This is a genomic window from Streptomyces rimosus subsp. rimosus (assembly GCF_000720725.1).
GTDB lineage: Bacteria > Actinomycetota > Actinomycetes > Streptomycetales > Streptomycetaceae > Streptomyces > Streptomyces rimosus_A.
On the sequence record NZ_JOCQ01000014.1, the window covers coordinates 103427 to 126473 of the forward strand.

14 protein-coding genes and 3 pseudogenes are annotated in these 23047 nt (G+C 69.9%); 6 read left to right on the forward strand and 11 right to left on the reverse strand.

Annotation, left to right across the window (positions count from 1 at the left end):
- Positions 1-1568 precede the first annotated feature (1568 nt).
- The gene (locus IH45_RS0110415; protein WP_030664931.1) at positions 1569-1907 is read left to right on the forward strand and encodes a MerR family transcriptional regulator; all 339 of its coding nucleotides are present in this window, start codon (positions 1569-1571) and stop codon (positions 1905-1907) included.
- 248 nt (positions 1908-2155) lie between these two features.
- Here the strand turns inward: IH45_RS0110415 and IH45_RS0110420 are convergent, their stop codons facing one another.
- From IH45_RS0110420 to IH45_RS0110440, 5 genes and pseudogenes are all read right to left on the reverse strand, one after another.
- Positions 2156-2470: an SCO5918 family protein gene (locus IH45_RS0110420; protein ID WP_030664933.1), complete on the reverse strand. Its 315-nt coding sequence runs from the start codon at positions 2468-2470 to the stop codon at positions 2156-2158.
- Between the two features lie 49 nt (positions 2471-2519).
- Positions 2520-2923: pseudogene (locus tag IH45_RS0110425) on the reverse strand (CBS domain-containing protein).
- Positions 2924-2969: 46 nt separating this feature from the next.
- Positions 2970-4442 carry a DEAD/DEAH box helicase gene (locus IH45_RS0110430; protein WP_030664937.1) on the reverse strand — a complete coding sequence of 491 codons (1473 nt, stop codon included), beginning with the start codon at positions 4440-4442 and terminating at the stop codon, positions 2970-2972.
- Positions 4443-4783: 341 nt separating this feature from the next.
- Complete coding sequence (locus tag IH45_RS0110435; RefSeq protein ID WP_030664939.1) at positions 4784-4987, reverse strand: cold-shock protein; 204 nt, start codon at positions 4985-4987, stop codon at positions 4784-4786.
- Between the two features lie 673 nt (positions 4988-5660).
- Positions 5661-6824: a serine hydrolase domain-containing protein gene (locus IH45_RS0110440; RefSeq protein ID WP_050514707.1), complete on the reverse strand. Its 1164-nt coding sequence runs from the start codon at positions 6822-6824 to the stop codon at positions 5661-5663.
- A 210-nt stretch (positions 6825-7034) separates the two neighbouring features.
- Here IH45_RS0110440 and IH45_RS0110445 point away from each other — a divergent pair, with 210 nt between their 5' ends.
- The gene (locus IH45_RS0110445; protein WP_030664950.1) at positions 7035-7826 is read left to right on the forward strand and encodes a MerR family transcriptional regulator; all 792 of its coding nucleotides are present in this window, start codon (positions 7035-7037) and stop codon (positions 7824-7826) included.
- Positions 7827-8503: 677 nt separating this feature from the next.
- On the opposite strand, the gene IH45_RS0110450 is transcribed toward IH45_RS0110445, so the two are convergent.
- Positions 8504-9010, reverse strand: a complete 507-nt coding sequence (locus IH45_RS0110450; RefSeq protein WP_030664954.1) for a carboxymuconolactone decarboxylase family protein — start codon at positions 9008-9010, stop codon at positions 8504-8506.
- Positions 9011-9201: 191 nt separating this feature from the next.
- On the opposite strand from IH45_RS0110450, the gene IH45_RS0110455 reads away from it, so the two are divergent.
- The 3 genes from IH45_RS0110455 (at position 9202) to IH45_RS0110465 (ending at position 14959) form a co-directional block, all read left to right on the forward strand.
- On the forward strand, positions 9202-9969 hold the full coding sequence (locus IH45_RS0110455; protein ID WP_030664957.1) for an SDR family oxidoreductase: 768 nt from the start codon (positions 9202-9204) through the stop codon (positions 9967-9969).
- Positions 9970-11101: 1132 nt separating this feature from the next.
- Entirely contained in the window at positions 11102-11380 is a 279-nt protein-coding gene (locus IH45_RS0110460) for a hypothetical protein (protein WP_158813004.1), read from the forward strand.
- Positions 11381-12061: 681 nt separating this feature from the next.
- Entirely contained in the window at positions 12062-14959 is a 2898-nt protein-coding gene (locus tag IH45_RS0110465) for an AfsR/SARP family transcriptional regulator (RefSeq protein WP_030664963.1), read from the forward strand.
- Between the two features lie 209 nt (positions 14960-15168).
- Here the strand turns inward: IH45_RS0110465 and IH45_RS1000000145155 are convergent, their stop codons facing one another.
- The 3 genes and pseudogenes from IH45_RS1000000145155 to IH45_RS01000000143445 all read right to left on the reverse strand — a co-directional run.
- Positions 15169-17499 (reverse strand): NACHT domain-containing protein, encoded by a 2331-nt coding sequence (locus IH45_RS1000000145155; RefSeq protein WP_050514708.1) that lies wholly within the window; start codon positions 17497-17499, stop codon positions 15169-15171.
- Between the two features lie 10 nt (positions 17500-17509).
- Positions 17510-17938, reverse strand: coding sequence for a hypothetical protein (locus IH45_RS0110475; protein ID WP_030664967.1), 429 nt, complete (start codon positions 17936-17938; stop codon positions 17510-17512).
- 1318 nt (positions 17939-19256) lie between these two features.
- A pseudogene (locus IH45_RS01000000143445) lies at positions 19257-20004 on the reverse strand (transposase); the annotation flags it as partial.
- A 399-nt stretch (positions 20005-20403) separates the two neighbouring features.
- On the opposite strand from IH45_RS01000000143445, the gene IH45_RS0110490 reads away from it, so the two are divergent.
- Entirely contained in the window at positions 20404-20790 is a 387-nt protein-coding gene (locus IH45_RS0110490; protein WP_030664972.1) for a hypothetical protein, read from the forward strand.
- A 206-nt stretch (positions 20791-20996) separates the two neighbouring features.
- Here IH45_RS0110490 and IH45_RS1000000149810 read toward each other — a convergent pair.
- Together IH45_RS1000000149810 and exaC are read right to left on the reverse strand one after the other, a co-directional pair.
- Positions 20997-21263, reverse strand: a pseudogene (locus IH45_RS1000000149810) (NUDIX domain-containing protein); the annotation flags it as partial.
- 148 nt (positions 21264-21411) lie between these two features.
- Complete coding sequence (exaC, locus tag IH45_RS0110500) at positions 21412-22935, reverse strand: acetaldehyde dehydrogenase ExaC (protein WP_030664977.1); 1524 nt, start codon at positions 22933-22935, stop codon at positions 21412-21414.
- Positions 22936-23047: the final 112 nt, after the last annotated feature.

Below are 23047 nucleotides of genomic sequence, written 5' to 3' on the forward strand. Positions count from 1 at the left end.
TCCCCGGCCGCTCCGGGTTCCAGGCAACCCGGCCACCGGTGCGAGCAGAGCGTGCGGCGCGGGCGCTTAGTCCGTCCGGAGGGACCGGTCCGCGCCGACCGGCTGCACACCCCGGTTCGGGGGCTACCGTGGCGTCATCGCCACATGGTGCCGTAGGCGGCCATGGCCGGTTCTCTGAGCGAGGCGTGCTCGTCCAGGCGTCGTTGGCCGTGCTGCAGCGGGGGGCGGGTACGGGGACCGGCTGCGACCAGTGCCGGGCGGCGTCCTCGGAGCGCGCGCACCAGACGGCGCCGTCGCGGTCGGGCCAGGCCAGCAGTAGGCGGTCGGCGCGCCCCGGGCCGGTCCGGCCGACCACCGAGGGCCAGGAGCCGGCCGCGGTCCGCGGTCCGTGCAGGACGTTGCGGTGGTTCCACTCTGCGCCGTGCTGCCGGGGATCGCGCGCGGTCCGCTCCAGCCGCGTCCGTCGCACATCGTCCACCACAGTGCCTGGTCGCGCTCGTCCCGCCAGGCCATGTACAGCGGCACAGCGCCTCCTCTGCCGAGGCTCCGTACGGGCCCGATCACCCGCACCACCGCAGATGTCCCGGCGGCCACCGGCGTTGCCCGGACAGGCAGATGTGCCCCATGTGGCGTACAGGGTTGGAGATTCTTTTGGGCCTGGCCGAGAGGCCTTGAGGTGAGGTGGGGTGTGACCGGGGTGGTGCACTCCGGGGGGTGCGGATCGGCACGTGTGCGCTGGGGCGTGTGCGCCTGGGCGCGGCGGAGCATGGGGGAAATGAAGAGGCCGTGATGCGTAATGGGCCGTCAAGCCGTCGACCACACCCTGTGCCCGGCTTGCGGCCCGCTACTCCGGCGGTGCGGGCGGTGCGCCTGCCCCGACACCGTTCGAAGCCGATTACTTCCCTGCCGAACAGGCAAAAATCTATGTCGGCCAGGGTAGACATCGGGCAGTGGCATGGTTATGGTTTCTCTCGTAACCCAAAGAGACCGCAGGGCCCGGCAGAGACGAACTGCCGGGCAGCAGGACCCGCACATGCAGCACGCAGGACGGTGCGGCGGTGGAGTCCCGAAGCCATAGCTGGTGCAGGACGGCGACGGGACTGACGGCCGCACCGGGTGGCCCGCAGTGATCAGGGGCCGCCGGAGCAGTACCCCGGTGAAGGCGTCGGCTGCAGGCGCGCGCACCGGATCGTAAGGCAGTGAGTCTCGCGCCGCAGGATGGGCGACGGGGCCTGCTGCCGGGAAGCGGCGCTGCCACAGGCCGCTGAGCAGTTCGCATCACCAGTAGTACAGCGGAGTAGTTGATCACTGAGGGAAGAACGGAGGAGCGATCGCCATCAGGATCGCCCGGGCGGCTGTCTGAGTCCGGGTACCGCAGGACATCGATAGTGAGGTGGTCTCCGGTCAAGCAACCGCGATCCCCGCGGTCCCGGCAGCCTTTCGGCCGGGCCGGCGGAAACAGCAGGCCGACGCAGTATCACGGTCGGCAGATGGTGTAGCAGTTCCTTCGGGGCCCGGGTGCCGGTGCGGCATCCGGGCCCCTCGACGCGTTCCATGAGAGAGGTTCGATGACAGCAGACGACTCGTACGGCCGGCTCGATGATGAGGACTACCCCGCCTACACGATAGGGCGGGCCGCCGAGATGCTCGGCACCACCCAGGGCTTCCTGCGCGCCATCGGCGAAGCGCGCCTGGTCACCCCGCTCCGCTCCGCCGGCGGCCACCGCCGCTACTCCCGCTACCAGCTGCGCATCGCCGCCCGCGCCCGCGAGCTCGTCGACCAGGGCACCCCCATCGAGGCCGCCTGCCGCATCATCATCCTCGAAGACCAGCTCGAAGAAGCCCAGCGGATCAACGCCGAATACCGCCGCGCCGCCGAACGGCCGAACCCGCCGACCGAGCCCTGAGACGGACGGGGCCGGCGGTCTTCCGAAGCTTCGTGACTGCCACTCGCGCACGCTGCCCGCAGCGCTGTACGTCTTGAGCGCTTTCGCCCGGGTCCGGAGCCGCCTCAAGCCACGGATGTCACGCCCCGTCGTTTTCACAGAGGTTCGTCCAGGTTCCGCGAGCGCCGGGAACCGCTTGCAAGCGGTGTGGGCCCGGCCGGTACGTTCCGGCCGGGCCCACACTGTCCAGGTCGTGCCTGTTTCCCCGGTCAGGCAGACAGGGGAGTGCCGAGCATCGCGGAAGCGTGCTGGAGCGGGCTGAGGGCGCGTACGGGTGCGGCCTCGGCCTCGGGGCGGGGGTGGCAGGTGAAGCCGAGCCGCGTCATGGCCCGGACGACTTCGCCGACGGTGAAATCACGGCGGTCCTGGTGGGTGATGACCTGGCCGACTTGCTTGACGGGATAGCGGCGGCGGCCGATGGTCACGGATTCACCGGTGCAGGCTTCGGGCTTGATGTCTTTCATCGATTCCAGCACACCGCTCTTGGTGAGCTCGAAGGGGAAGCGGGCGATGACACAGCGCATATGACCTCACAAGGAGAGGGGAAGAACGGCCTGGCCGGGGCGTGGCCGTTCAGCGGGAGGGGGCGAGGACGCCCGGAGCTTCGCCTTGCTCATCGACCACCGGCAGGCCGCCGAGCCGACGGATGCACCTCGCGTGCTCGGCTTCGGCCATCGTGGTCACGGTGCGGCGAACGGCGCGTGGACACCGAGGACGTCGCGCAGGCGGACGCGGTCCGTGTATGCGGAGCTGTCGCGGACGGCAGTGAGTTCCCTCTGGGTGACCAGAGCTATGCACCGGCTGTCCTGGTCGCAGACGACCAGCCGGCCCGTGCGGGCGGCGGCCATGACGGACAACGCCACCTCGACGCTCATGTCGCCCCAGACCTGCGGTCCGGCTGCGTCCATGACCTCAACCGCCTTCCTGTCCACGGGACTGGAACCCGTCGGGCGGGGCTGCATCTGAACCAGCGTCAAAAGGTGCCTCCTGCAGAGATGGGTCAGCTTCCTGACCACGAAGGTTCTAAGCCGCCGCACGGACGACGGACTTGCGTACGGGTGCACGCAGGGTCGCCGAAGCGGAGCGGCGCCGGCGTCGGGAGGAGGCGCTGCGCTGAGCGCGTTCGGCCACCGGTGCGGTGATGACGACCGGGATGCCGGACGGGGCCTGGGCGCCGGTGATCCGCCTCAGCGCCTCGTCGCCCGAGCGGACCTGGGTGGTCTGCGGCCGGATTCCGGCGTCCGACATCAGACGGACCATGCCGCGGCGCTGGCTCGGTGTGACCAGGGTGACGACACTGCCGGACTCGCCGGCGCGGGCGGTCCGGCCACCGCGGTGGAGGTAGTCCTTGTGATCGGTCGGCGGGTCGACATTGACGACGAGGTCGAGGTTGTCGACGTGGATGCCGCGCGCCGCGACATTGGTCGCCACCAGCACGCTGACGTGCCCCGTCTTGAACTGCGCCAGCGTGCGGGTGCGCTGCGGCTGCGACTTGCCGCCGTGCAGCGCGGCGGCCCGTACCCCGCTGTTGAGCAGGTCCCGGGTGAGCCGGTCGACGGCGTGCTTGGTGTCCAGGAACATGATCACGCGGCCGTCGCGGGCGGCGATCTCCGTGGTGGTGGCGTGCTTGTCGGCGCCGTGGACGTGCAGGACGTGATGCTCCATCGTCGTGACCGCACCGGCCGACGGATCGACCGAATGCACGACCGGATCGCTCAGATAGCGGCGCACCAGCAGGTCGACGTTACGGTCCAAGGTGGCGGAGAACAGCATCCGCTGCCCCTTTGGACGCACCTGGTCCAGCAGCGCGGTGACCTGCGGCATGAACCCCATGTCAGCCATCTGGTCGGCCTCGTCCAGCACCGTGATGCCCACGTGGTTCAGCCGGCAGTCGCCACGGTCGATGAGGTCCTTGAGCCGGCCCGGGGTCGCGACGACGACCTCGGCCCCGCCCCGCAGCACGCCGGCCTGCCTGCCGATCGACATCCCGCCCACCACCGTGGCCATCCGCAGCTGGACACAGCGGGCGTACGGAGTGAGCGCATCCGTCACCTGCTGCGCCAGCTCGCGTGTCGGTACGAGGATCAGCCCCAGCGGCCGGTGGGGCTCGGCACGCTGTCCAGCGATGCGGGCGAGCAGCGCGAGGCCGAAGGCGAGGGTCTTGCCGGAACCGGTCCGCCCGCGGCCCAGGACGTCACGGCCCACCAGGGAGTTCGGCAGCGTCGCGCCCTGGATCGGAAACGGGGCGCTCACGCCCTGCCTGCCGAGTTCGGCCAGGAACTGCTCGGGCATGCCGAGATCGGCGAAGCTGTCGACGGCGGGCAGCCCGCGGGTGATGGTCCTGGGGGGCGCGAACTCACCCTGCACCGCGGCGGGCCGGCGGCCATGACCGCCGGAACGGCGCGGCGTCGAGCCGGAGCGGCTGCCGCCCTTTCCAGCGGCGGCATCGGCACTGCGGTTGCGGTCAAAGCGGTCGTTCGAGCGTGTGCGGTTCATGCGGAACCTTCCTCGATACGGCGCATATCAAGGAATCCCCGCAGCGGCGAGCGGCATGGAGAATTTCAAGTATGGACCGATAGTAAAAACACATCTGGCCGACGGGGAAACGCGCGGACGCAGGTGCTGAAATAGGTGATGCGTCGGGATGCGTAAAATCAGGGCGCCGGCTTCGGTGCAGCTCTTCAGGATGCTCCTGCACCTCTGAACGGGGATCCGTGCGTGGCGGGGCTACGGAATCCTCCGTATCGTCCCGCCGGTGATACCGCTGCGGGAATCGCGTGCAGCTGGGGCCCGCACCCCGAAGGATGCGGGCCCCAGCTGCGAAGTGTGCGTCAATGTCAGGCCGGAACGATGTTCTCGGCCGTCGGGCCCTTCTGGCCCTGCGCGATGTCGAAGTTGACCTTCTGGCCTTCGAGCAGCTCACGGAAGCCCTGGGCGGCGATGTTCGAGTAGTGGGCGAACACATCGGGGCCGCCGCCGTCCTGCTCGATGAAGCCGAAGCCCTTCTCCGCGTTGAACCACTTCACGGTGCCAGCAGCCATGCCATATCTCCTTCGGGGCAGTACATCGGGATCCGCACTGCGCGGACGCCGTGTCGCCGCAATGATTACCCCGCCCGGAAATGACCGGAAAAGCAAAAGCGCATCCGCCGGCTGAAGCCGAGTGGGGGCACTTGAAGTTCGGGAACCACAACTGCAACTGAGATCGACAGTAGCACGCCGCAACGGCCCCCGTCGCTCGAATAATTCCACTCCGCTCACCGCGGCAAGAACTCTCACTACGCGACCCGCCAAACTCTCACCTCGCGGGCGCAGATACTGGCCAAATCGGAGTTGCTACCTCCGAAAAAGCGAAGACTTCAGCCGCAAGCAGGGCTTGCAGACTGTGATGGCCCCCGGCCCCCGGCCCCCGCTGGACCTCCACCAAACTGCGCTGCGCAAGCCCGCCGCCGGCTGAGCGGGAAGGAAAGCCGCCTTCACCCCCGCCGGCCTGCTGCTGAAGAAGGCTGCGAAGGGCGGTGCGGCTGTGGCAGACGTGGCCAAAAGCAACAGCGGCAGCGCGGCTGCCCCCAGCCGCCCAGGGCCGCCGCCCAGGGCCGCGGCGCATCGCGGCCTTAAGGCCGTCCGGCCCGCGAAGCGTTCCGGCGGCGGCCCGGGTGTTCGGCCTGCATGGGCCGGGGAGGCGGGCGCGCTCAAGGTGGCAAGCCCGTCGTCCTCAGCCCGTCGGCTGGGCAGGCTCGGCCGCCTCGCCGGCCGGTCCGGTCCCCTTGCCGCAGAACACTTCCTGCACGAGCCTGTCCTGCGCCTCAAGGAACGCTCCAGCCAGGGACAGTGCGGCGTCGTCCACATAATTCAGCGAGGCGGTCAGGGTCTTGCTGCCGTCGGACGTGCTGTACATCAGCGCCGCGTGGCCGGCGGCGCCACCGTTGTGGAAGAACAGCGTGCCGCCGCCGGGGCCCGCTTCCTGCACGCGCAGCCCCAGGCCGAAACCGCTCTTGGGGTGCGGCTTTGCCATCTCGGCCAGCAGCGGCGCGGGCAGGAGCCGGCCGCCCGCCAGCGCGGAGATGAACGTGTGGAGGTCCTGGGTGGTGGAGATCATGTCGCCGCCGGCGGAGATCCAGGAGGGATTGTGGCGGGTGACGTCGACCGTCTCCTGGCGGCCGGCGTCCTCGTACCGGTAGTACGCATGGGCGTACGGCCCGGGGATCTCCGGTGAGGTGCCCGGCACGACGGTGCCCGACAGTCCGAGCGGCCGCACGATCCGCTCCTGGGTCACTTCGGCGCACGAACCGCCGGTGACCTTTTCGACCAGCAGTCTGGCCAGTACGTAGTTCGTGTTGGAGTAGCTCCAGTCCGTCCCCGGCTCGAACCGCGCGGGCCGGGACAGCGCCAGCCGTGCCAGTTCCTCGGGCCGGTAGGTGTGGAACCGGTTGTCCACCCACTCCTTGCCCGAGATGGTGGAGGGGATGCCCGGCGCCACCGTCCCGTCCTCGTAGTACTCGCCGGTGAAGTTGAACACCCCGCTGGTGTGCTGCAACAGCATCCGCACCGTGATGCGCTCGTCGAGCCCGTAGCCGGGCAGGTAGCCGGCTGCCGGGGCGTCCAGTTCGACTTTTTGCTCGGCCACCAGTTGCAGCACCAGGGTCGCGGTGAAGGTCTTGGTGTTGCTGCCGATCCGCACGTGCCCGTCGGCCGGCGGCTCGGTATCGGCCCTCAGCTCGGCCACCCCGGCGCTGCCGGCCCACCCGCCCCGCTCGTCGTGCACGCGCAGGTGCACTCCGGTGATACCGGAATCGACGATCTCCTGGAGGGCCTTGCGCAGCTCCGGGCGGTCCGGCCCGGCGGCGGAGTTCTCGGCGGTGTGCAGGGACTCGCTCATGGTCATTCCTTGTCTCAGGTCAGCAGGTACGCGGCACCGCTCGGGCCGCGCGTCGGTGGCCCCGGAAGGTGGGCACCGGCCCCTTCGAGGCGGCGATGAGACGAGCGTTCACCCTGACCCAAGGTCAAGGTCAACTTCTGCCGATCCTTGCGCTGCCGGCGTCCCCGAGGGGGTGCCGCACCGGCGCGAAGGCGCGCTACCCTCGCCGCTGTGATCACCCGTAACCCGGCGAACGGGCTCACGATCGGCCAGGCGGCGGCGTTCGTGGGCGTCACGGTCAAGACCGTGCGGCATTATCACCGGCTCGGCCTGGTCGCCGAGCCGGACCGGGACAGTTCCGGCTACCGGCGCTACGGGTCGGCCGACCTGCACCGGTTGATCCAGGTCCGGACCCTGGCCGGGGCCGGCGTGCCGCTGGCCGGGATCGCCGACCTGCTGGACGCCGGTCCCGAGCGGTTCACCGCCGCCCTGGACGACGTCCGTCGCCGGCTCACCGAACAGATAGAGGACCTGACCGCGCGCCGCGACACGCTGCACCGGCTCACCCACGGCGACCGGGCCCTGCTTCCCGACCGGGCCTGCGCGGTGCTGGACCGGCTCGTCGGTGCCGGCTTCGGCCCGGACTACGTGGCCGTCCAACGGGAAGCTCTGGTGCTGGTCCGGGCGCTGATGCCGGAGATCCTCGACAGCTTCCTGACCCGGCTGGAACGTCTCCTGGACGACCCCGAGCACGTCGAGCTGACCCGGCGCGGCTGGGAGGCGAGGACCTGGGACCCGGACGACCCGCGCATCGAGGAGCTGGCGGCCGCGCTGGCCGGCAAGCTGCTGGCCGACCGCGCGCTGCCGTCGATGCCGACCGGGTTCCGCAAGCGGTCCGACGCCGCCTCCCGGTACGCGGTCATCAACGGTCACCGGGCGGACGAGGCACCGTCCATCGCCCGGCTCAACGCGCTGGTCGAGACGAATCTGCGCGCGGCCGGCATCGACGTCCCGCGTCCATGACAGCCACCCGTCTCCAGGTCTCCAGGTCTCCCGGTCCCGGGACTGGGCTCGCATGTTGAGGTGCCGCGTATTCCTCGGTGAGACGACGGTACGACGCGGCCAGGGCCACACCCTGCGCATCACCGCGCCCTGGCCATGCACTACCGGCTCAACGCCCGCTGCCAGCCGCTCCGACGGTGCCGGCCCAGCACAAGGCCCGCCGCGAGTACGAGAACTGGGCAGCCGCTTGACGCATGCCGCCGTGAACGCAGTGCCAGGCAGGCGCAGCAGTGATTACTGACCCCTCGGTGGCGATGTTGGCCGGCCCACTCCGGGCCGGCTGACGGGGCCGCTCACGGGGACAAGAAGGTGAGCGGCTCGACAGTAGTGCGCTCAGCGGCCAGACGCGCTCGGCGAACCGGCCGCGCAGCCGGTTCGCGGTGGTGTCGGCCTGGCTGAGCCAGTCGGCGGCGATCAGTAGTGCGGCGTGCTCGGCGACATGGCCAGCGGACAGGTGGCGTCCTCGCCTGCCAGGCCCGACTCCCCGGCCGATCCGTTGCTCCGCCCAGGGACAGACGGAGCGCGGTGTGGCCGCCAGGCCCTCCCGAACCACATCGTCTACGCCCGCCACCTCGCCGAGGAACTGGCCCTGGCTGATGCGGAGGCATGACGTAGTCAGTTCGCTACCAGGGGCGGTGCTAGTTCCAGGGGTCGGTGAAGGAGCGACCGGGCACCGGCTTGGCGATGAGGGCCACGGCGCTGAAGAAGTTGACCTGACCGATCGCGAACATCAAGGTGGCCAACGCCTTGGCGTCGTAGTACTCGGCCACCTGGGCATACAGTTCGTCCGAGACCCGCTCACCACCCGCGGACGGCTGTGCCACCGCCTCCACGAGCGCCAGCGCGGCCCGCTCGGCAGCGGTGAAGTACGGCGAGTCCCACCAGGACGCCACCGACGTGATCCGCTCCTCCGGCTCCCCGCCCGTGCGCAGGAAACCAGTGTGCAGAACGGTCAGATACGTACTTCCCACCAGCTGACCGGCCCGCAGCTGGACCAGACTGATCGTGGCACGCGGCACCGAACCGTTCCCGACGAGCTTGAACAACGCCGCCGACACCTCCGCCAGCTCCGGAACAAGTTCCGCCGGGTCCTCCGACATCCGCGGAACCATCGGAACCTCCGCCGTGATCGCACGCGATTCCATAGTCGACAACTCCTCAAGTCCAGGGGGGATCGTGTTGACACCCCTCTGACGGAGCCCGACGGAACGATGTGACAGGCGGACGTGAATCAATCCGAGGCGCATCCTGGACGACCTGCGACTGGGCCGTCACATTCCCGGCGCGCCGCGCGTCATGGCAGCAAGGCACATGGTCGATCGTCCGGGAGACAACGATGAACACATCCGCCCCCGTCCTCGTCACCGGAGGCACGGGCACGCTCGGCAGTCACGTCGTACCGCTGCTGCGTGAGGCGGGCCACCACGTCCGTATCCTGACCCGCAACAGTCGCGAACCGGCGCGCGGCATCGAATACCGAAGCTGCGACCTGCTGGAAGGTGCCGGCCTGGACGAAGCGCTGAAAGACGTCAAGACGGTCCTGCACCTGGCGGGCGGCCCCAAGGGCGACGACGAGGCGACCAGGAACCTGGTGGCCGCCGCGCGCTCAGCCGGGGTGCGGCACCTGGTGTACATATCGGTGATCGGCGCGGACCGGATTCCGCTGGCCTACTTCCGTGCGAAGCTGGGCGCGGAGCGGGCCGTCGCCGATTCGGGAATTCCGTGGACGACGTTGAGGGCGGCCCAATTCCACGATCTGGCGCTGACGGTGGCGGAGAAGATGGGGAAGCTGCCGGTCGTACCGGCGCCGGGCGGAATGCGCTGGCAGCCGGTGGACGCCCGCGAGGTCGCGGCCCGCATGGCGGAGCTGACGTTGAGCGAACCCGCGGGCATGGTCCCCGAGCTCTCGGGACCGACGGTGTACGAACTGGGCGAACTGGTCCGCAGCTACCTGAAGTCGACCGGCAAACGGCGCCCGTTGCTGCCGGTCCGCATGCCCGGAAAGGTCGGCCGCGCGTATCGGGCCGGGGAGAATTTGGCCGCTCACGGCGGCGTGTCGGGCACCCGCACCTGGGAGGCGTTCCTGGCCGAGCGGACTGGCTGAACCTTTCGCGACCTTTCGCGTACGCCCGAAGTTTCCGGTTGCCGCGGTAAGGCTGATCTGAACGTCAGCGTGTGGTGCGTGATGCGTAATTCCGCGGTGCCTCGCACGGCCTCGCGACGTGGCCGGCGCAGCCCAGCTCAGCCCAGGAGTGGGCACCGGAACAGCCCGCAAGCCGTGACCCGACTGCCGCCCCCGCCCTACTGTGAGCACGGACATGGTCGAGGTCTTGGTGGACAGGGTCGCGGCGATCACGGTAGAGCACGCCCGTTCAGGGGCGCCAAGGGGTGCAGCTAACGCTCATTCCTGCACAGCATCTCTGCTCGAACAGCTCGCCACGGCCTACGCCTCGAACCCGTCCGACCCCAGCTGCTCACCAGTCGGCTGAGCCGGATGGTCACACCGCTGCGTCGGTGCTTCGTGACGTCAGCACGGGCTCTTGAGCTGATCCCGAAACAACGAAGTTCCCGGAACGGCAACATCCCGACCGGTCATCACGATCAGTCGGGATCCTAGAGCAATATCGGGATCCACAAGATGTTCAAGAACGACGCGAAGAAGTGCCTGAAAGCCGGCAAGAACCAGACCCGCTACGAATAGAAGAACACGCTGAAGAAGCAGCTCGATACCGCACTGGCGAACAACAAATGCGGCTCCGCGGCATCCGTGGACGACGAACCGGCCTTTTGACGCCAGCAGCCGGCCGACCTCCGGAGCCCCGCAGAGATTGAATCCCGCTTCCCCGTACGCAGGTCCGTTCTTGAGTCAGATCAGGAAAGACTGACGGCGGGGGACGTCCCCGCCGACAGGCTCGGCGCCGTGGCTCGGACGGGCTGACCCGCTGCGTGGATGTGGAACGACCACATCAGGAGTCGACGCCGCGCAAGGGCGTCGGACAAGGGCGTCGGGCGGACAGACAAAGCGCCCGGTGCGCAAGCCTTTGTCCGCAGGTGTGATACTGCACCTTGAACCGGAACGCGCGTACGCCGGGTGCCGGGGCCGGGCCAGGGGCGGGGCAAGCATGCGTGCTCGCGGTTACCGCCGTGCTCGCGCTGTCCTCGGCCCGCGCCGCGGGGGCATGGAGCGCCGGCTCGCGCGACCGGGGCGGGCGGCAGCCGGAAGGGATGTGGATGCGGTGCTCCTGATTTGGTGCGCCCTGATTGTCGGGTTCGGGGTCGGCTTCGGCCGCCTTGTGGCCCGGGCCACAAGGGACCTGCCCTGGAAGGTACGCATCCTGCTCGACCTGTCGGCGACGGCAGGCTCCGCGATCGGCTGGATATGGCTGCTGTGGCCCGACTACGGCGCGCTGCCGTTCGCGCTGCTGTGGGCCGTGGCTTGCTGCGGCACCCAGGCATACAGCTGGATCCACGCGCCCGGGCAGGGCCGCCACGAGGTGGGCCGCCCCATCACGTGAGCCAGCGGAGGCCGATGTGCTGCGCGGGGCCTTCATCGTGCTCAGGCCTCCGCCAAGAGTCAGCAGTGGAGCCAGCCTTCAAGCCGGCGGAGCCAGATGGCTGTGGGGATTCCTGGCGGAATGGCGCACGTGTGCGACGCGTTGCAGCGTGGCGGTCCAGTCGGTGTTGGTTTGGAGGCAGCGCGCCAGGCGGATTCGATGACCGCAAGACGTTATATGGTTTCCTGCTCGCTCTCTACGGCAACATGTAATGGGCATTCTTTCCATAGGCGTTGGTGCATCAACGAAGTCGGCCCACCACCCTGCACACGTCTGAGAACGCTGGTCACAAAAGGCTAGTAGCGGCACAATAACCGCTCGCAGCCCCTCGCTGATACTGCGGTCTTCCGGCCCGCCCTCATACCTTGCGGAATGCGATCGCCGCAATCTCCGCTGTGTCCTCCCGTTCATCATCGCGCGATGAGCCGTCCGTAACCCTTGTTTCCTCCCTGCGGCACCCAGCGGCCGACCGCGGAGAAGCAGCATGCCTGTCCGAAGCCTTTCGGGGCCTACTTCGCATCCCGTTACTTCGCATTCCGATACTTCACATCCCGTCCATATCAGCAGACGTTACGTGGCTTCTCGGGTGCTCGCGTGGAAGACTGGAAAGCCGAAGCACCGAATGCGGGATGTGAGGCGTCCATGGCTGACGCTGCGGGGGACGAGCGGCAATGGTGGTTCACGGTGCTGGGGCCGGTCGGGGCCCGGCGCGGGGAGCGGCAGCTCGATGCCGGCTCGCCGCGGCAGCGGGCGCTGCTCGCCGTTCTGTTGTTACGGGACGGGCGTGTCACATCGGCGCCGGAGCTGGTCCGTGCCCTGTGGGGGGAGAATCCACCGCCTGACGCGATGGCCGCCCTGCGCCGGTACGTGTGCCAGCTGCGAGAGGCACTGGACCCGGACGCCGGCCTGCTGGTGAGTGAGGCCGATGGCCATGCGTTGCGCATCGGCGCGGGCGGGTTCGACCTGACGCGCGCCGAGCGGCTCGCGGCGGAGGCCGAGCAGGCACGTCGCGCAGGGGACCCGGCCCGCGCCCGCGAACTCCTCACCCAGGCCCTGGATTTGTGGACTGATGCGCCGCTGGCCGGTGCGCCGGGCCCGTACTGTGCTACCTGGCGCGCCCGGCTGGAGGAGCGCCGCCTTCCCCTGCTGGAATCCCGTCTCGCCCTGGACCTGGAGGCCGGGCAGCACGCACGGGTGGTGGCGGAACTGACAGCGCTGACAGCCGAACACCCGCTGCGCGAGCGGCTGCAGGAACTCCTGATGCTCGCGCTCTACCGCAGCAACCGGCAGGCCGAGGCCCTGGCCGCCTACGCCGACACCCGGCGCCTGCTCGCCCAGGCGCGGGGTATTGCCCCTTCCCTCGGACTGCGCGAACTGCGCCGTCGCATCCTGCGGGCGGATCCGCTCCCGCCCGCCCCCAAAGGCGGGCGTTCGGGCTCCGCGGGCGGGGGCGCGGAACGGGGCCGGCCGGCTCAGCTTCCGCACGACGCCCGGGACTTCACCGGGCGGGCCGCACTGGTCGAGGAGCTGATCGCGCACCTCGGCGCCGGCCGGGGGAGCGGGCCGGCCCTGTGCGCGGTCGGCGGGATCGGCGGCGTCGGTAAGACCGCCTTGGCGGTGCACGTCGCGCACGCGGTCCGGCCGTTCTTCCCGGGCGGGCAGCTGTACGTCGACCTCCAGGGCAGCGGACCGCGTCCGGCCGAGCCGGAGGCCGTACTGGGAGCTTTCCTGCGCGCCCTGGGGATATCGGACTGTGCCATCCCCGAGGGGGTCGGGGCGCGCGCCGCGCTCTACCGTTCCGTACTGGACGGCTGCCGCGTGCTGGTGCTGCTGGACAACGCCCGGGACGCCGCCCAGGTCTGTCCCCTGCTGCCGGGCACGGACGGCTGTGCCGCCCTGATCACCAGCCGCAACCGGCTGGCCCACCTGCCGGGGACATACGTCGTGGCCCTGGACGTCATGCGCCTCCCGGAGGCCCTGGCCCTGTTCACCCACATCACCGGCGAAGGGGGCGAGGACGCCCGGACCGTGGTGTCGGCGTGCGGCTGCCTGCCGCTGGCCATCCGGATCGCCGCCGCCCGCCTGGTCGCACGCCGCGCCTGGACCGCTGCCGACCTGGTGCCCAAACTGGCCGACGAACGCCGCCGGCTGGACGAACTCCAGGCCGGAGACCTCGGGATCAAGGCGACCTTCGAGCTGGGGTACGGGCAGCTGGCTCCTCGGCAGGCCCGCGCCTTCCGGCTGGTGGCGCTGCCGTGCGGGCCGGACATCTCGCTGGGCGCCGCCGCGGCCGTACTCGGCCTGGGCACGGAAGAGGCCAGGCGGACGCTGGAGTTTCTGGTGGACACCTCGCTGCTGGAATCCCCCGCGCCGGACCGCTACCGCTACCACGACCTCGTACGCCTCTACGCCCGCGCCTGCGCCGAACGTGACGAATCCCCGGAGCAGTGCGAGGCGGCACGCTCACGGCTGCTGGACCACTACCTGGCCACGGCCGCCCGCGTGTACACCATGAACCGGCCCGGAGAACCCCTGCTGGACCACCTCGAACCCACCCGGTACCCGGGCCTGGCCTTCGAGGACCGGGAAAGCGCGCTGGAGTGGCTGTACACAGAAGCCGGGAACCTGCTGGCGTGCGCCCGCGCCTCGGCCGGCGGGGCGATGCTGCGCCGCGCAGCGGATCTCCTGCTGGTGACCAAGGACCTGTCCGATTCGGGTACGGGCGCCCGGCAGTACGAGCAGACGATCGTCCGCCTGCTGACGGCCGCGCTGGAAGCGCGGGACGCCCGTGCCGAGGGGCGGCTGCGCCTGCTCATGATCCACTTGCACATCATGGCCGGCCGTCTCGCGGAGGCGGACCGGGAGGCGCGAGCGGCCATGGCCCTCCGGCGTCACTGCGCGGACCCGGTCCTCGCCTCCCACGCCCTCAACGAAAGCGGCATCATCGCGGGCCTGCAAGGTCGCCATGAAGACGCGGAGGCCCTTCTGACACAGGCGCTTGCCGCCTACCGCAGCTACGGAAACCAGAACAGCGCGGCCAGTGTGCTGGGCAACCTCGCGCGCACCTACCAGGACACCGGCCGTATCACCGAAGGAGTGAACCTGGCCGAGCAGTGCCTGGCCCTGTACCGGGGGATCGGCGCGACGGTACGGTTGGCCACCGGCCACTACGAACTCGGCGTCGCCCTGACACAGGCCGGGCGCCCGGAGGACGCCCTGCGGCAACTCGAACAGGCCGTAGCCATCTATCAGGACAGCAGGCAGTGCCTGTGGGAGGCGATGACGTACTGGCGGATGGCCGAGGCCCACCTCGCCGCGGACCGCCCTGCGCAGGCCGCGGAGCGGGCCGAAGAAGCCCTCGCCATCCTGCAGGGCCCCAGCGGCCGCTGGGCCCGCGCCAACGCTCTCACCGTCCTCGGACACGCCCTCCGGCAAACCGGGCACGCGGACCGGGCCCAGGTCTGCTGGCAGGAAGCCCTGGATACATACGAGGCACTGGGCTCCCCGGAGGCACCCGCCGTACGGAGGCTCCTGCCGTAGGCCGGTCCGCGCCGGTGAACGACGCGGACGCGTAAAAGGCGTGGCCGCTCCGTATGCTTACGCCCTCGCCGGGGCGTATGGCTTTACGCTCCCGGCAACGCCCCGCAGACGCCCGACTCGTTCCCAGCCAGTGTGCAGCCTGATCCGAGGTGGACGTGGGCGGCCCGCCGTGGGGACGAGCGCCCGCATTGCCGACCACAACCCCACCCTTACTCGCGCCGTCTGCTGCTCTTCTCTGAGCAGTCCACATGCTGCCGGGCCAGTCGCCCCTGTACGTCTTGGTGGGCGAACCCGTAGTGGGCGCCGTTCTGGCGCAGCACTCCGCGTTGGTGAGCCTCGTCGAGGAAGCTCATCAGTCGCCTCGGCAGACGGTCGCCCCGCAGCGCCAGCCAGATGCGGGCGACCGTATACCGCCCGTAGGCGGCCCGCAGGAAGGCGAACGCCAGGCCCACCGCCACCGCGTTCGCGATCCCGACCCGGAGCCCGAAGGCGAAGTCGCTGCCGGGGCCCGGTGGAAAGCGGGGCCTGAGCCCGGTGCTGACCCCTACCGCGAGGCCACCCGCCAGCCCGGTGGCCCAGAAGGTCCGTCGGTCGCCGGCCAGGGAGAGCGCTGGGCCGGTGAGCGCCGCGGTGTCGGCCGGTGCTGCCTCCAGGCCCCCCGCGACGCTGCCCAGGACGGTGGTGACGACGGCCAGGAGCAGCCCCCGGTCCGGCCCTGCTTGCAGTCCGGCTGCCAGGCCCATGGTGAGTCCGGCGGCCAGGCCGGTGAGGAGGCCCGTGAGCGACCAGTGGTAGCCGCGGGCGGGCTCGGCATGCCGGGCGAGCACCGCGGCGCATCCGGCGCCGAGCCCGAGGCCGAGACCGTTGATGAGGGGCGCGAGGGCGGTGACCTCCGGCCGGCCGGTGAGGACCGCGGCGAAGCCGCCCGCGAACGCTCCGAGCAGGCCGGCCCGGAAGCCGCCCATCGACCCGACCGTGATGCAGGCCGCCAGCGCCCCGGTGAGTGAGGGCCCCGTGCCCTGAACCGCGCCGAACGTCAGCATCGCGACAACGGTGCCGGCCACACCGCCGATCAAGCCACCGCCGAGCGCCCGGGCCATGCCCGAGGTAGCACCGAACAGCCGTCGTCCCAGGAGCCCGCCGCCGACGGCGGCCATCAGCCCGATCCCGGCCGAGGCGGGAATCCGCAGTCCGTAGGTGCCGAGAGCGGCTGCCAGGCCACCGACGAGCAGCCCGGGAAGCAGCCGGGGCCCGGCGTCGCCCAGGCACCACCAGTCGAGTTCGGTGACGTTGCGGCGAATGTGCAGGTCCCGGGCGAGGAATCCGAGCCATCGCACTCTCCGCCGCAGGGACTCGGGGTCCAGGTAGCGGTAAGCGGACGGCACGAAGGCGTCGAGCAGATAGCCCCGGACATCGTCAGGCGTGGTGAACTCGCGGCCGAGGAGTTCGGCCGGAGCATGCCGGACGCTGGAGAGCAGTTCTCCTCGTCGGGGGTTGTAGACGACGTCGGCCAGCCGGGCCATGAGCGGGGTGGTCAGCGCGACGGCCGCCGGGACGGTGGGGTCGGCCCTGATCCGGGCCGTCACCTCCTCCCAGCGGGCCCGGGCGACCGGTCCCGTGGCCCCGTTCCGCAGATGCTCAAGCACCTCCTCGGCGGGTACGGGCAGCAGTTCCACGCCGGCCGCTCCCGCCACCTCGGCCTCGATGCCGTCCGGCGGACGCAGCGCCTCGCGCAGCTCGGCGCTGCGCGAGGCCAGGACGAGGCTCCGTCCGCCCGCTCCCAGAGCCTCGTTGATGCGGTTGACCGCCATGCCGCGCAAGTGCTCCGGCAGTTCGTCGAGGCCGTCGAGGACGGGCAGCACCAGATGCTCTTCCAACAGGGCACGGGCGAGCGTGCGCCGTCGGCGGCGCCCGTGGACGCCTCTGGCCACTCGACGGTGCAGCCCTTTGAAGTCGACGATGAGGCGCTGTTCCAGCAAGTCGTCCAGATCCTGCTGGACCGGGTCCCACGAGGAGATGGAGGTGAGGAAGGGGACGGGGGCGCCGGCGGTGCGTTCCGTGTCCGACAGCAGGTCCAGGACGAGACGGACCAGCAGGATCGTCTTGCCCGTGCCGGGTTCGCCGAGGACGATCAGACGACGGGTCGGAATGCGCCGGAGAACGTCGACCAGCCGGCTCTCACCCGCGAGTTCCCCCGGGCCGGCGGCCCACCTGCCCTTCTGATCGGTCAGCCGGCCAGGCCACGTCCCGACCAGCGCGGCCAGAGAGTCCCAGGGCTGCACCAGCTCCGGGGCAGCGGGTATCCAGCGCACGGACAGCGGGTGGCCGAGCAGGCGCAGCCGGTACTCCCGCTGCCAGTGCTTCGTGATCTCGGCGGCAAGGACGTCGGCCCAGGCGGCTGGTGCCCGCCGGTCCCACCCGAAGACGTTGACCGTGATGTCCCCGCCGGCCTGCAGTATCCCGCTGAACCACCGAGCTCCGGCGCGCTGGTCGACATGCCGGCTCCCGGCCCCGCTGTCACCCTCCTCCCCGTGTGCCATTGCCGTCCGCCTAGAGGCCGCCGTGGATGGTGATGTTCTCACCAGCCTGTACGACCTTGCTGCGCCGGTCCGCCTGCACGTTCTGCCGGATGATCCCCGTGACGTGTTCCTGCTCTGCTCGTGGGAGCTGCGGGGTCAGGACCTCGGTCAGCAGCCGCTGGAGCTCCGCCCGCAACTCCGCGTTCCCGTCGGCCAGACGGGCCAGGCGCCCCTGCCAGACGGCGGCCAGCACCTGCTCCGCTTCCGGGTCGGGTGCCGGCTGTGCGCGGACGGCGAGCACGTCCTCGCGGAGCCCGTCCAGCTCGGCACCGACCCTGTCCGCCCGCTCCGGGCTCGCCCGTCGCCACAGTGCGACCACGGCGTCCGTGACCCGCTGCCAGGCGTCGGTGGCCATCGCCCCCACCAGCGCTGTGGCCACCGCCATCGTCAATGGATCCATGCGCGCCCCCTGTCCGCATCACCGGACGGTGAATTACGGCCACCTTCCGGAGGAACAGGATCGCGGACCCCAGAGCGCCGGGCAATAACCCGAAATACATCGAACGGATCTCGAACGGAGCTCCAGCACGCCCTCTATTACGCCGAGGAGAAGGCATCGAGACCGGAAAGGTCGGCACTGCCACAGTGGTTGCCAGCTTTGACCATCGGTACTTGAGTCGAAAGCTCCTGAGCCGAGCCGCCTTCGTTTGCGGTGTGCCCGCGCGGCTTGGCGTGTGCCCCGTGAATGGCGCACGCGTTGTTGCAGGTGGGGGACGCGGTGATGATGATTCTGTCGATTGACACGGGGACGCGCCGACAAGCGAAACCGCTGCTGTGGCGCCTATGAACGCAAGGGCTGTGGCGGTCGTACGAGTGGCATGCCCGAAGAGCAACAGTGGGCCTGGTGGGCCGTTCTTGATCACCCGTGTTATTCGGAGCTGCGACGATCCAACCTCTCGGACTCACGTGGACGCGCTTGTGTCGTCAGGGCGTCGCCTATTCGATGTCGGACAGCCGTTGGTACAGCAGACCTTGCCGGTCGGATGAAGCGACCACGTGCTCCAGAAGCTTGACGGGGTCACCCGGCGGAGGGACGGGAAAGTGATGCCGTGCCGGGCACATGAGCCTTCCCGCGCTGCCGAGAATTCCGTACACGGTCAGGTTCTCGGAAGCTCCACACGTCGGGCAGGTGACCACATGGTCACGCCCGTCCACAACTAGAACTATTGACCCTGCGACCGATACATCGCTCGGCGCGCCTGGCACGATCACGGTTCCCCCATGCGTCTTGGTCGTGGCCGAGTGCCGAGTACAGCTTGCCGTGTGCGTCCGGCGTAGGCCCGGCATGTGGGGTTCTGCCAAGTCCGGGAGCGAGGATGACCGCGCGACGTCCGGGTTCGCCCGTGCCAGGGCCATGGAAGTACACAGCGTGCTTGGACGGCTCTTGAGCGGCACTTTGCCTGACTGGTCGACGGTCAGGGTGAAGGTGAGGGGCTCGGGTTGGCGCTGGCTGTCCTACGGGACCTGCGCGATGTCAAGGCCCTCACCACCGCGGTGGAGAAAGGTTACTTCGCCGAGAATCCGCTCTTGATCCTCAGATGGAATGCTCCGGTGGTCAACGAGAAGGTGGATCCGGCCGCCGTCCCCAACCCCGCCCAGGTCGCCCGGTTGCTCGCGGCGGTTGCTCACCAGAGCAAGCGTGGCGGGCGAGGCCGTCACCTGGAGGCATTCTTCGGGCGCATGTACTACGCGGCCATGCGGTCCGCGGAGGTCATCCGCCGGCGCATCACCCGGCCCGTGCGCATCCGTCCCAGCACCTCGACGGGCAGGCCGGCCAGGAGGTAAGCCATGCGCAGGGCGTCGTAGCCGGCGTCGAAGACGACCAGGATGTCGCGGTAACCCGCGGGCCACCGCCCCATGTCGATGAGGTCTTGGACGACTCGCCGGACCTGTTCAGCGGTGACCTCGGCGACGTCGTCGGCCGGCCCCAGCCGGACAGCGTCCAGGACCTGGCACCACGAGGTCCGGCCCGCCTCCGGTGCGGCGACGAACGAGTAGGGCCGGCCGGGCACGAACTGGTCCGAGGGCTGGCCGCTGCGGCCGTAGACGTGGCAGAATAACCGGTCCGCGATGGTCGGCGTCCGGCCGCAACCAGTAGGTGACGTCCACCGCCAGGACCAGGCGCCCGTCAGCAGCCTGCGGCTGCGGCAGTCCGGCCAGCAGCTGCCGCGCCGCGGCACATCGACTTCCCGCTGTTCAGGGCGTCATACATCGCCCCGTGCCCGCTGCGGTGCTCGGCCGTCAGCGTCAGGTCCACCGGTGTGGTCACCGGCCCGTCCGCGCACAACAACGCGTCGGTCAGCTCGAACAGCGTGTCCCCGCGCGCGGTCAGGCAGTCGAAAAGTCCTTCCGAAAGCGTGACACATTCGCGAACGCTTCCCCAGGACTGGCGTCAAGCTCACGGCTCGTCCGTATGCCCGCTTGCCCCGTCGTCCCGTTGCCGGATTCCCCCTCGGCCACCCGCATGCGCCGGCCGGCAGCTGATGTGATCAGGCGGTGCGGGATATTCCCGCCGTAGTACCTTGATGATCGAGTTGTGTCGAGGTACTCGAAGACCACCCCGAGTGCCCGGAAGGGGGTGACGAGGCTCCGGGGGCGTGAATGACGAGATGGCGTGCGCGCGCCGGATTCTGGGGACGGATCTGGCGGGCAAGGACGGGCTGTTGGTGGTCGGGGGACTGCCCGGTACGGGCAAGACCCGGCTGCTCCATGCCATCACGGACGAGGCGGAGCGGCTCGGCATGGTGACGGCCCACGACTCCCCTCTCGACCGCCGCCGCAGGGGGACCGCTGCTCCGGCCGGGGCGGCGGCTGCGGGACCTGGATGTCAGGGGACGAGTCCCAAGCCGGTGCTGTTCGTCGCCGATGACGCGCATCTTCTGGGAAGGGGGGTGCGACACGCTGCTGGCGCGCCGGAACCGCATGCGGGACACCTCGGTGCTGTGGCTCGTGGCGCGGCGTACCGGCATGGGCCCCGGCAGCCTGGACGTCCTGATGAACAACCCGCACGCGGTGAGCTGCCGTGTGGAACTCGGCCCGGTCGCTCCGGGGCCTGCGCTGCGACTGGCCGGTGACGTGCTGGGGGCGCCGCCCACACGGAAGCTGAGCCGGATGCTGGCCCGGGCGGGTGGCAACCCGGGGCTGCTCGTCGCACTCTCGCGGGGCTTGCTGGAGGAGGGCAGCGTCCAAGTGGCCGGGGGCTGGCCGACTTATGTGCGCACCGGTATCCGCGGCGCCTGCGCGATGCGGTGAGGAGCATGCTGCACGGGTGCTCCGACCGGTGCCGTCAGCTGCTGAGCATCGCCGCCGTACTGGGTGGACGGGTCGAGATCGAACGGCTGGCCATGATGATGGACGCGTCGCCGTCCGCGCTGCTCCCGGTCCTGGACGAGGCGTGCCGTACCGGTGCGGTGCGGTGCGCTGCGACGGCACGGGGTACAGCTTCTCCTGCGACCTGCCAGAAGGAAGCGTCCTTCGGCTGCGGCGGTGAGGGCGTCATCCATTGGCCACCAGCTGAGCTTGAAGTCGAGTTCGGACAGTGTGAGTTCCTGCGGGCCCAGGGTGAGGTCGCGTGCTGCGAACAGGTGGACGCGGGCAGGGCTGCTCAGGGTGATGGCGTAGGAGCCGAAGGGGCGCCAAGTGCGAGCGGTGGCGCCGGCCTCTTCCCGTAACTCGCGGCGGGCGCAGTCCTCGGGGCTCTCGCCATCCTCGCGGCGACCGCCGGGCCCGCATATGGCCCGTGACAGCTGGTCAGGACGGGTGTACGGGTAGGGCATAACGGGAGGAAAGGGTTGTTTGATCGCTTCCTCTGAGGCGAGCGCCCGAAGGGTGCCTGGACTGCATAAGTGCAGGTCAGGCACCCGTTTTGAGCGTCTAGAAGAACCCCAGTTTCTTCGGCGAGTAGCTCACCAACAAGTTCTTCGTCTGCTGGTAATGATCCAGCATCATCTTGTGCGTCTCCCGCCCGATCCCCGACTGCTTGTATCCGCCGAAAGCCGCATGCGCGGGATACGCGTGGTAGCAGTTCGTCCAGACGCGGCCGGCCTGGATGGTGCGGCCGGCGCGGTAGGCGGTGTTGGTGTTGCGGGTCCAGACGCCGGCGCCGAGGCCGTAGAGGGTGTCGTTGGCGAGGGTCATCGCGTGGTCGAAGTCGGTGAAGGGGGCGACGGCGACGACCGGGCCGAAGATTTCCTCCTGGAAGACGCGCATGTCGTTGGTGCCCTCGAAGACGGTGGGGTTGACGTAGTAGCCGCCTTCGAGTTCGCCGCCCAGTTCGGCGCGGGTGCCGCCGGTGCGGATGCGGGCACCTTCCTTCTGGCCGATGTCGAGGTAGGAGAGGATCTTTTCGAGCTGGTCGTTGGAGGTCTGGGCGCCGATCATCGTGCCGGTGTCGAGGGGGTGGCCCTGGACGATCTGCTCGGTGCGGGCCACGCCGGCGGCCAGGAAGTCCTCGTAGTGGCCCTGCTGGATGAGGGCCCGGGACGGGCAGGTGCAGACCTCGCCCTGGTTGAGGGAGAACATGGTGAAGCCTTCGAGGGCCTTGTCGTAGAAGTCGTCCTCGGCGGCCGAGACGTCGTCGAAGAAAAGGTTGGGGCTCTTGCCGCCCAGTTCGAGGGTGACCGGCTTCAGGTTCTCGGAGGCGTACTGCATGATCAGCCGGCCGGTGGTGGTCTCTCCGGTGAAGGAGATCTTCGCTACGCGCGGGCTGGAGGCGAGCGGCTTGCCGGCCTCCGCGCCGAAGCCGTTGACGATGTTGACGACGCCGGGCGGCAGCAGGTCGGCGACCAGGCTCATCCAGTAGTGGATGGAGGCCGGGGTCTGCTCGGCGGGCTTGAGGACGGCGGCGTTGCCCGCGGCGAGGGCGGGGGCCAGTTTCCAGGCGGCCATCACCAAGGGGAAGTTCCACGGGATGATCTGGGCTACGACGCCGAGCGGTTCGTGGAAGTGGTACGCCACGGTGTCGTCGTCGAGCTGGGAGAGGGTGCCCTCCTGGGCGCGGATGGCGCCGGCGAAGTAGCGGAAGTGGTCGATGGCGAGGGGGAGGTCGGCGGCGAGGGATTCGCGGATGGGCTTGCCGTTCTCCCAGGTCTCGGCGACCGCGAGGGCTTCGAGGTTGTCCTCCATGCGGTCGGCGATCCGGTTGAGGACCTGGGCGCGCTCGGCCGGGGACGTACGGCCCCAGGCGGGCGCGGCGGCGTGTGCGGCGTCGAGGGCGCGTTCCACGTCCTCGGCCGTACCGCGGGCGATCTCGGTGAACGGCTGCCCGTTGACGGGGGTGGGGTTCTCGAAGTACTGGCCCTTGACCGGCGGTACGTACTCGCCGCCGATCCAGTGGTCGTAACGGCTCCGGTAGGCCATCAGGGCGTCGGCGGCACCAGGGTTCGCGTAACGGGCCATGGGGGCTCCCAATCGCTCTCGGCTCGCGCCTCCGCTCCCGCGGCGGGGCGCCGGTGCGCAGGCTAGGGGCGGGGACGTTGCGGGAAGGTTGCGGGGAGGAGGGGAGGAGGGG

Bases quoted from the DNA above. Each gene is read 5' to 3' on its own strand.
- IH45_RS0110450 (WP_030664954.1), bottom strand. From the start codon at position 9,010: ATGGAATCGCGTGCGATCACGGCGGAGGTTCCGATGGTTCCGCGGATG.
- IH45_RS0110430 (WP_030664937.1), bottom strand. From the start codon at position 4,442: ATGAACCGCACACGCTCGAACGACCGCTTTGACCGCAACCGCAGTGCC.
- IH45_RS0110465 (WP_030664963.1), top strand. From the start codon at position 12,062: ATGGCTGACGCTGCGGGGGACGAGCGGCAATGGTGGTTCACGGTGCTG.
- exaC (WP_030664977.1), bottom strand. From the start codon at position 22,935: ATGGCCCGTTACGCGAACCCTGGTGCCGCCGACGCCCTGATGGCCTAC.
- IH45_RS0110455 (WP_030664957.1), top strand. From the start codon at position 9,202: ATGAACACATCCGCCCCCGTCCTCGTCACCGGAGGCACGGGCACGCTC.
- IH45_RS1000000145155 (WP_050514708.1), bottom strand. From the start codon at position 17,499: ATGGCACACGGGGAGGAGGGTGACAGCGGGGCCGGGAGCCGGCATGTC.
- IH45_RS0110435 (WP_030664939.1), bottom strand. From the start codon at position 4,987: ATGGCTGCTGGCACCGTGAAGTGGTTCAACGCGGAGAAGGGCTTCGGC.
- IH45_RS0110440 (WP_050514707.1), bottom strand. From the start codon at position 6,824: ATGAGCGAGTCCCTGCACACCGCCGAGAACTCCGCCGCCGGGCCGGAC.
- IH45_RS0110420 (WP_030664933.1), bottom strand. From the start codon at position 2,470: ATGCGCTGTGTCATCGCCCGCTTCCCCTTCGAGCTCACCAAGAGCGGT.
- IH45_RS0110490 (WP_030664972.1), top strand. From the start codon at position 20,404: ATGACGCGCATCTTCTGGGAAGGGGGGTGCGACACGCTGCTGGCGCGC.
- IH45_RS0110475 (WP_030664967.1), bottom strand. From the start codon at position 17,938: ATGGATCCATTGACGATGGCGGTGGCCACAGCGCTGGTGGGGGCGATG.
- IH45_RS0110415 (WP_030664931.1), top strand. From the start codon at position 1,569: ATGACAGCAGACGACTCGTACGGCCGGCTCGATGATGAGGACTACCCC.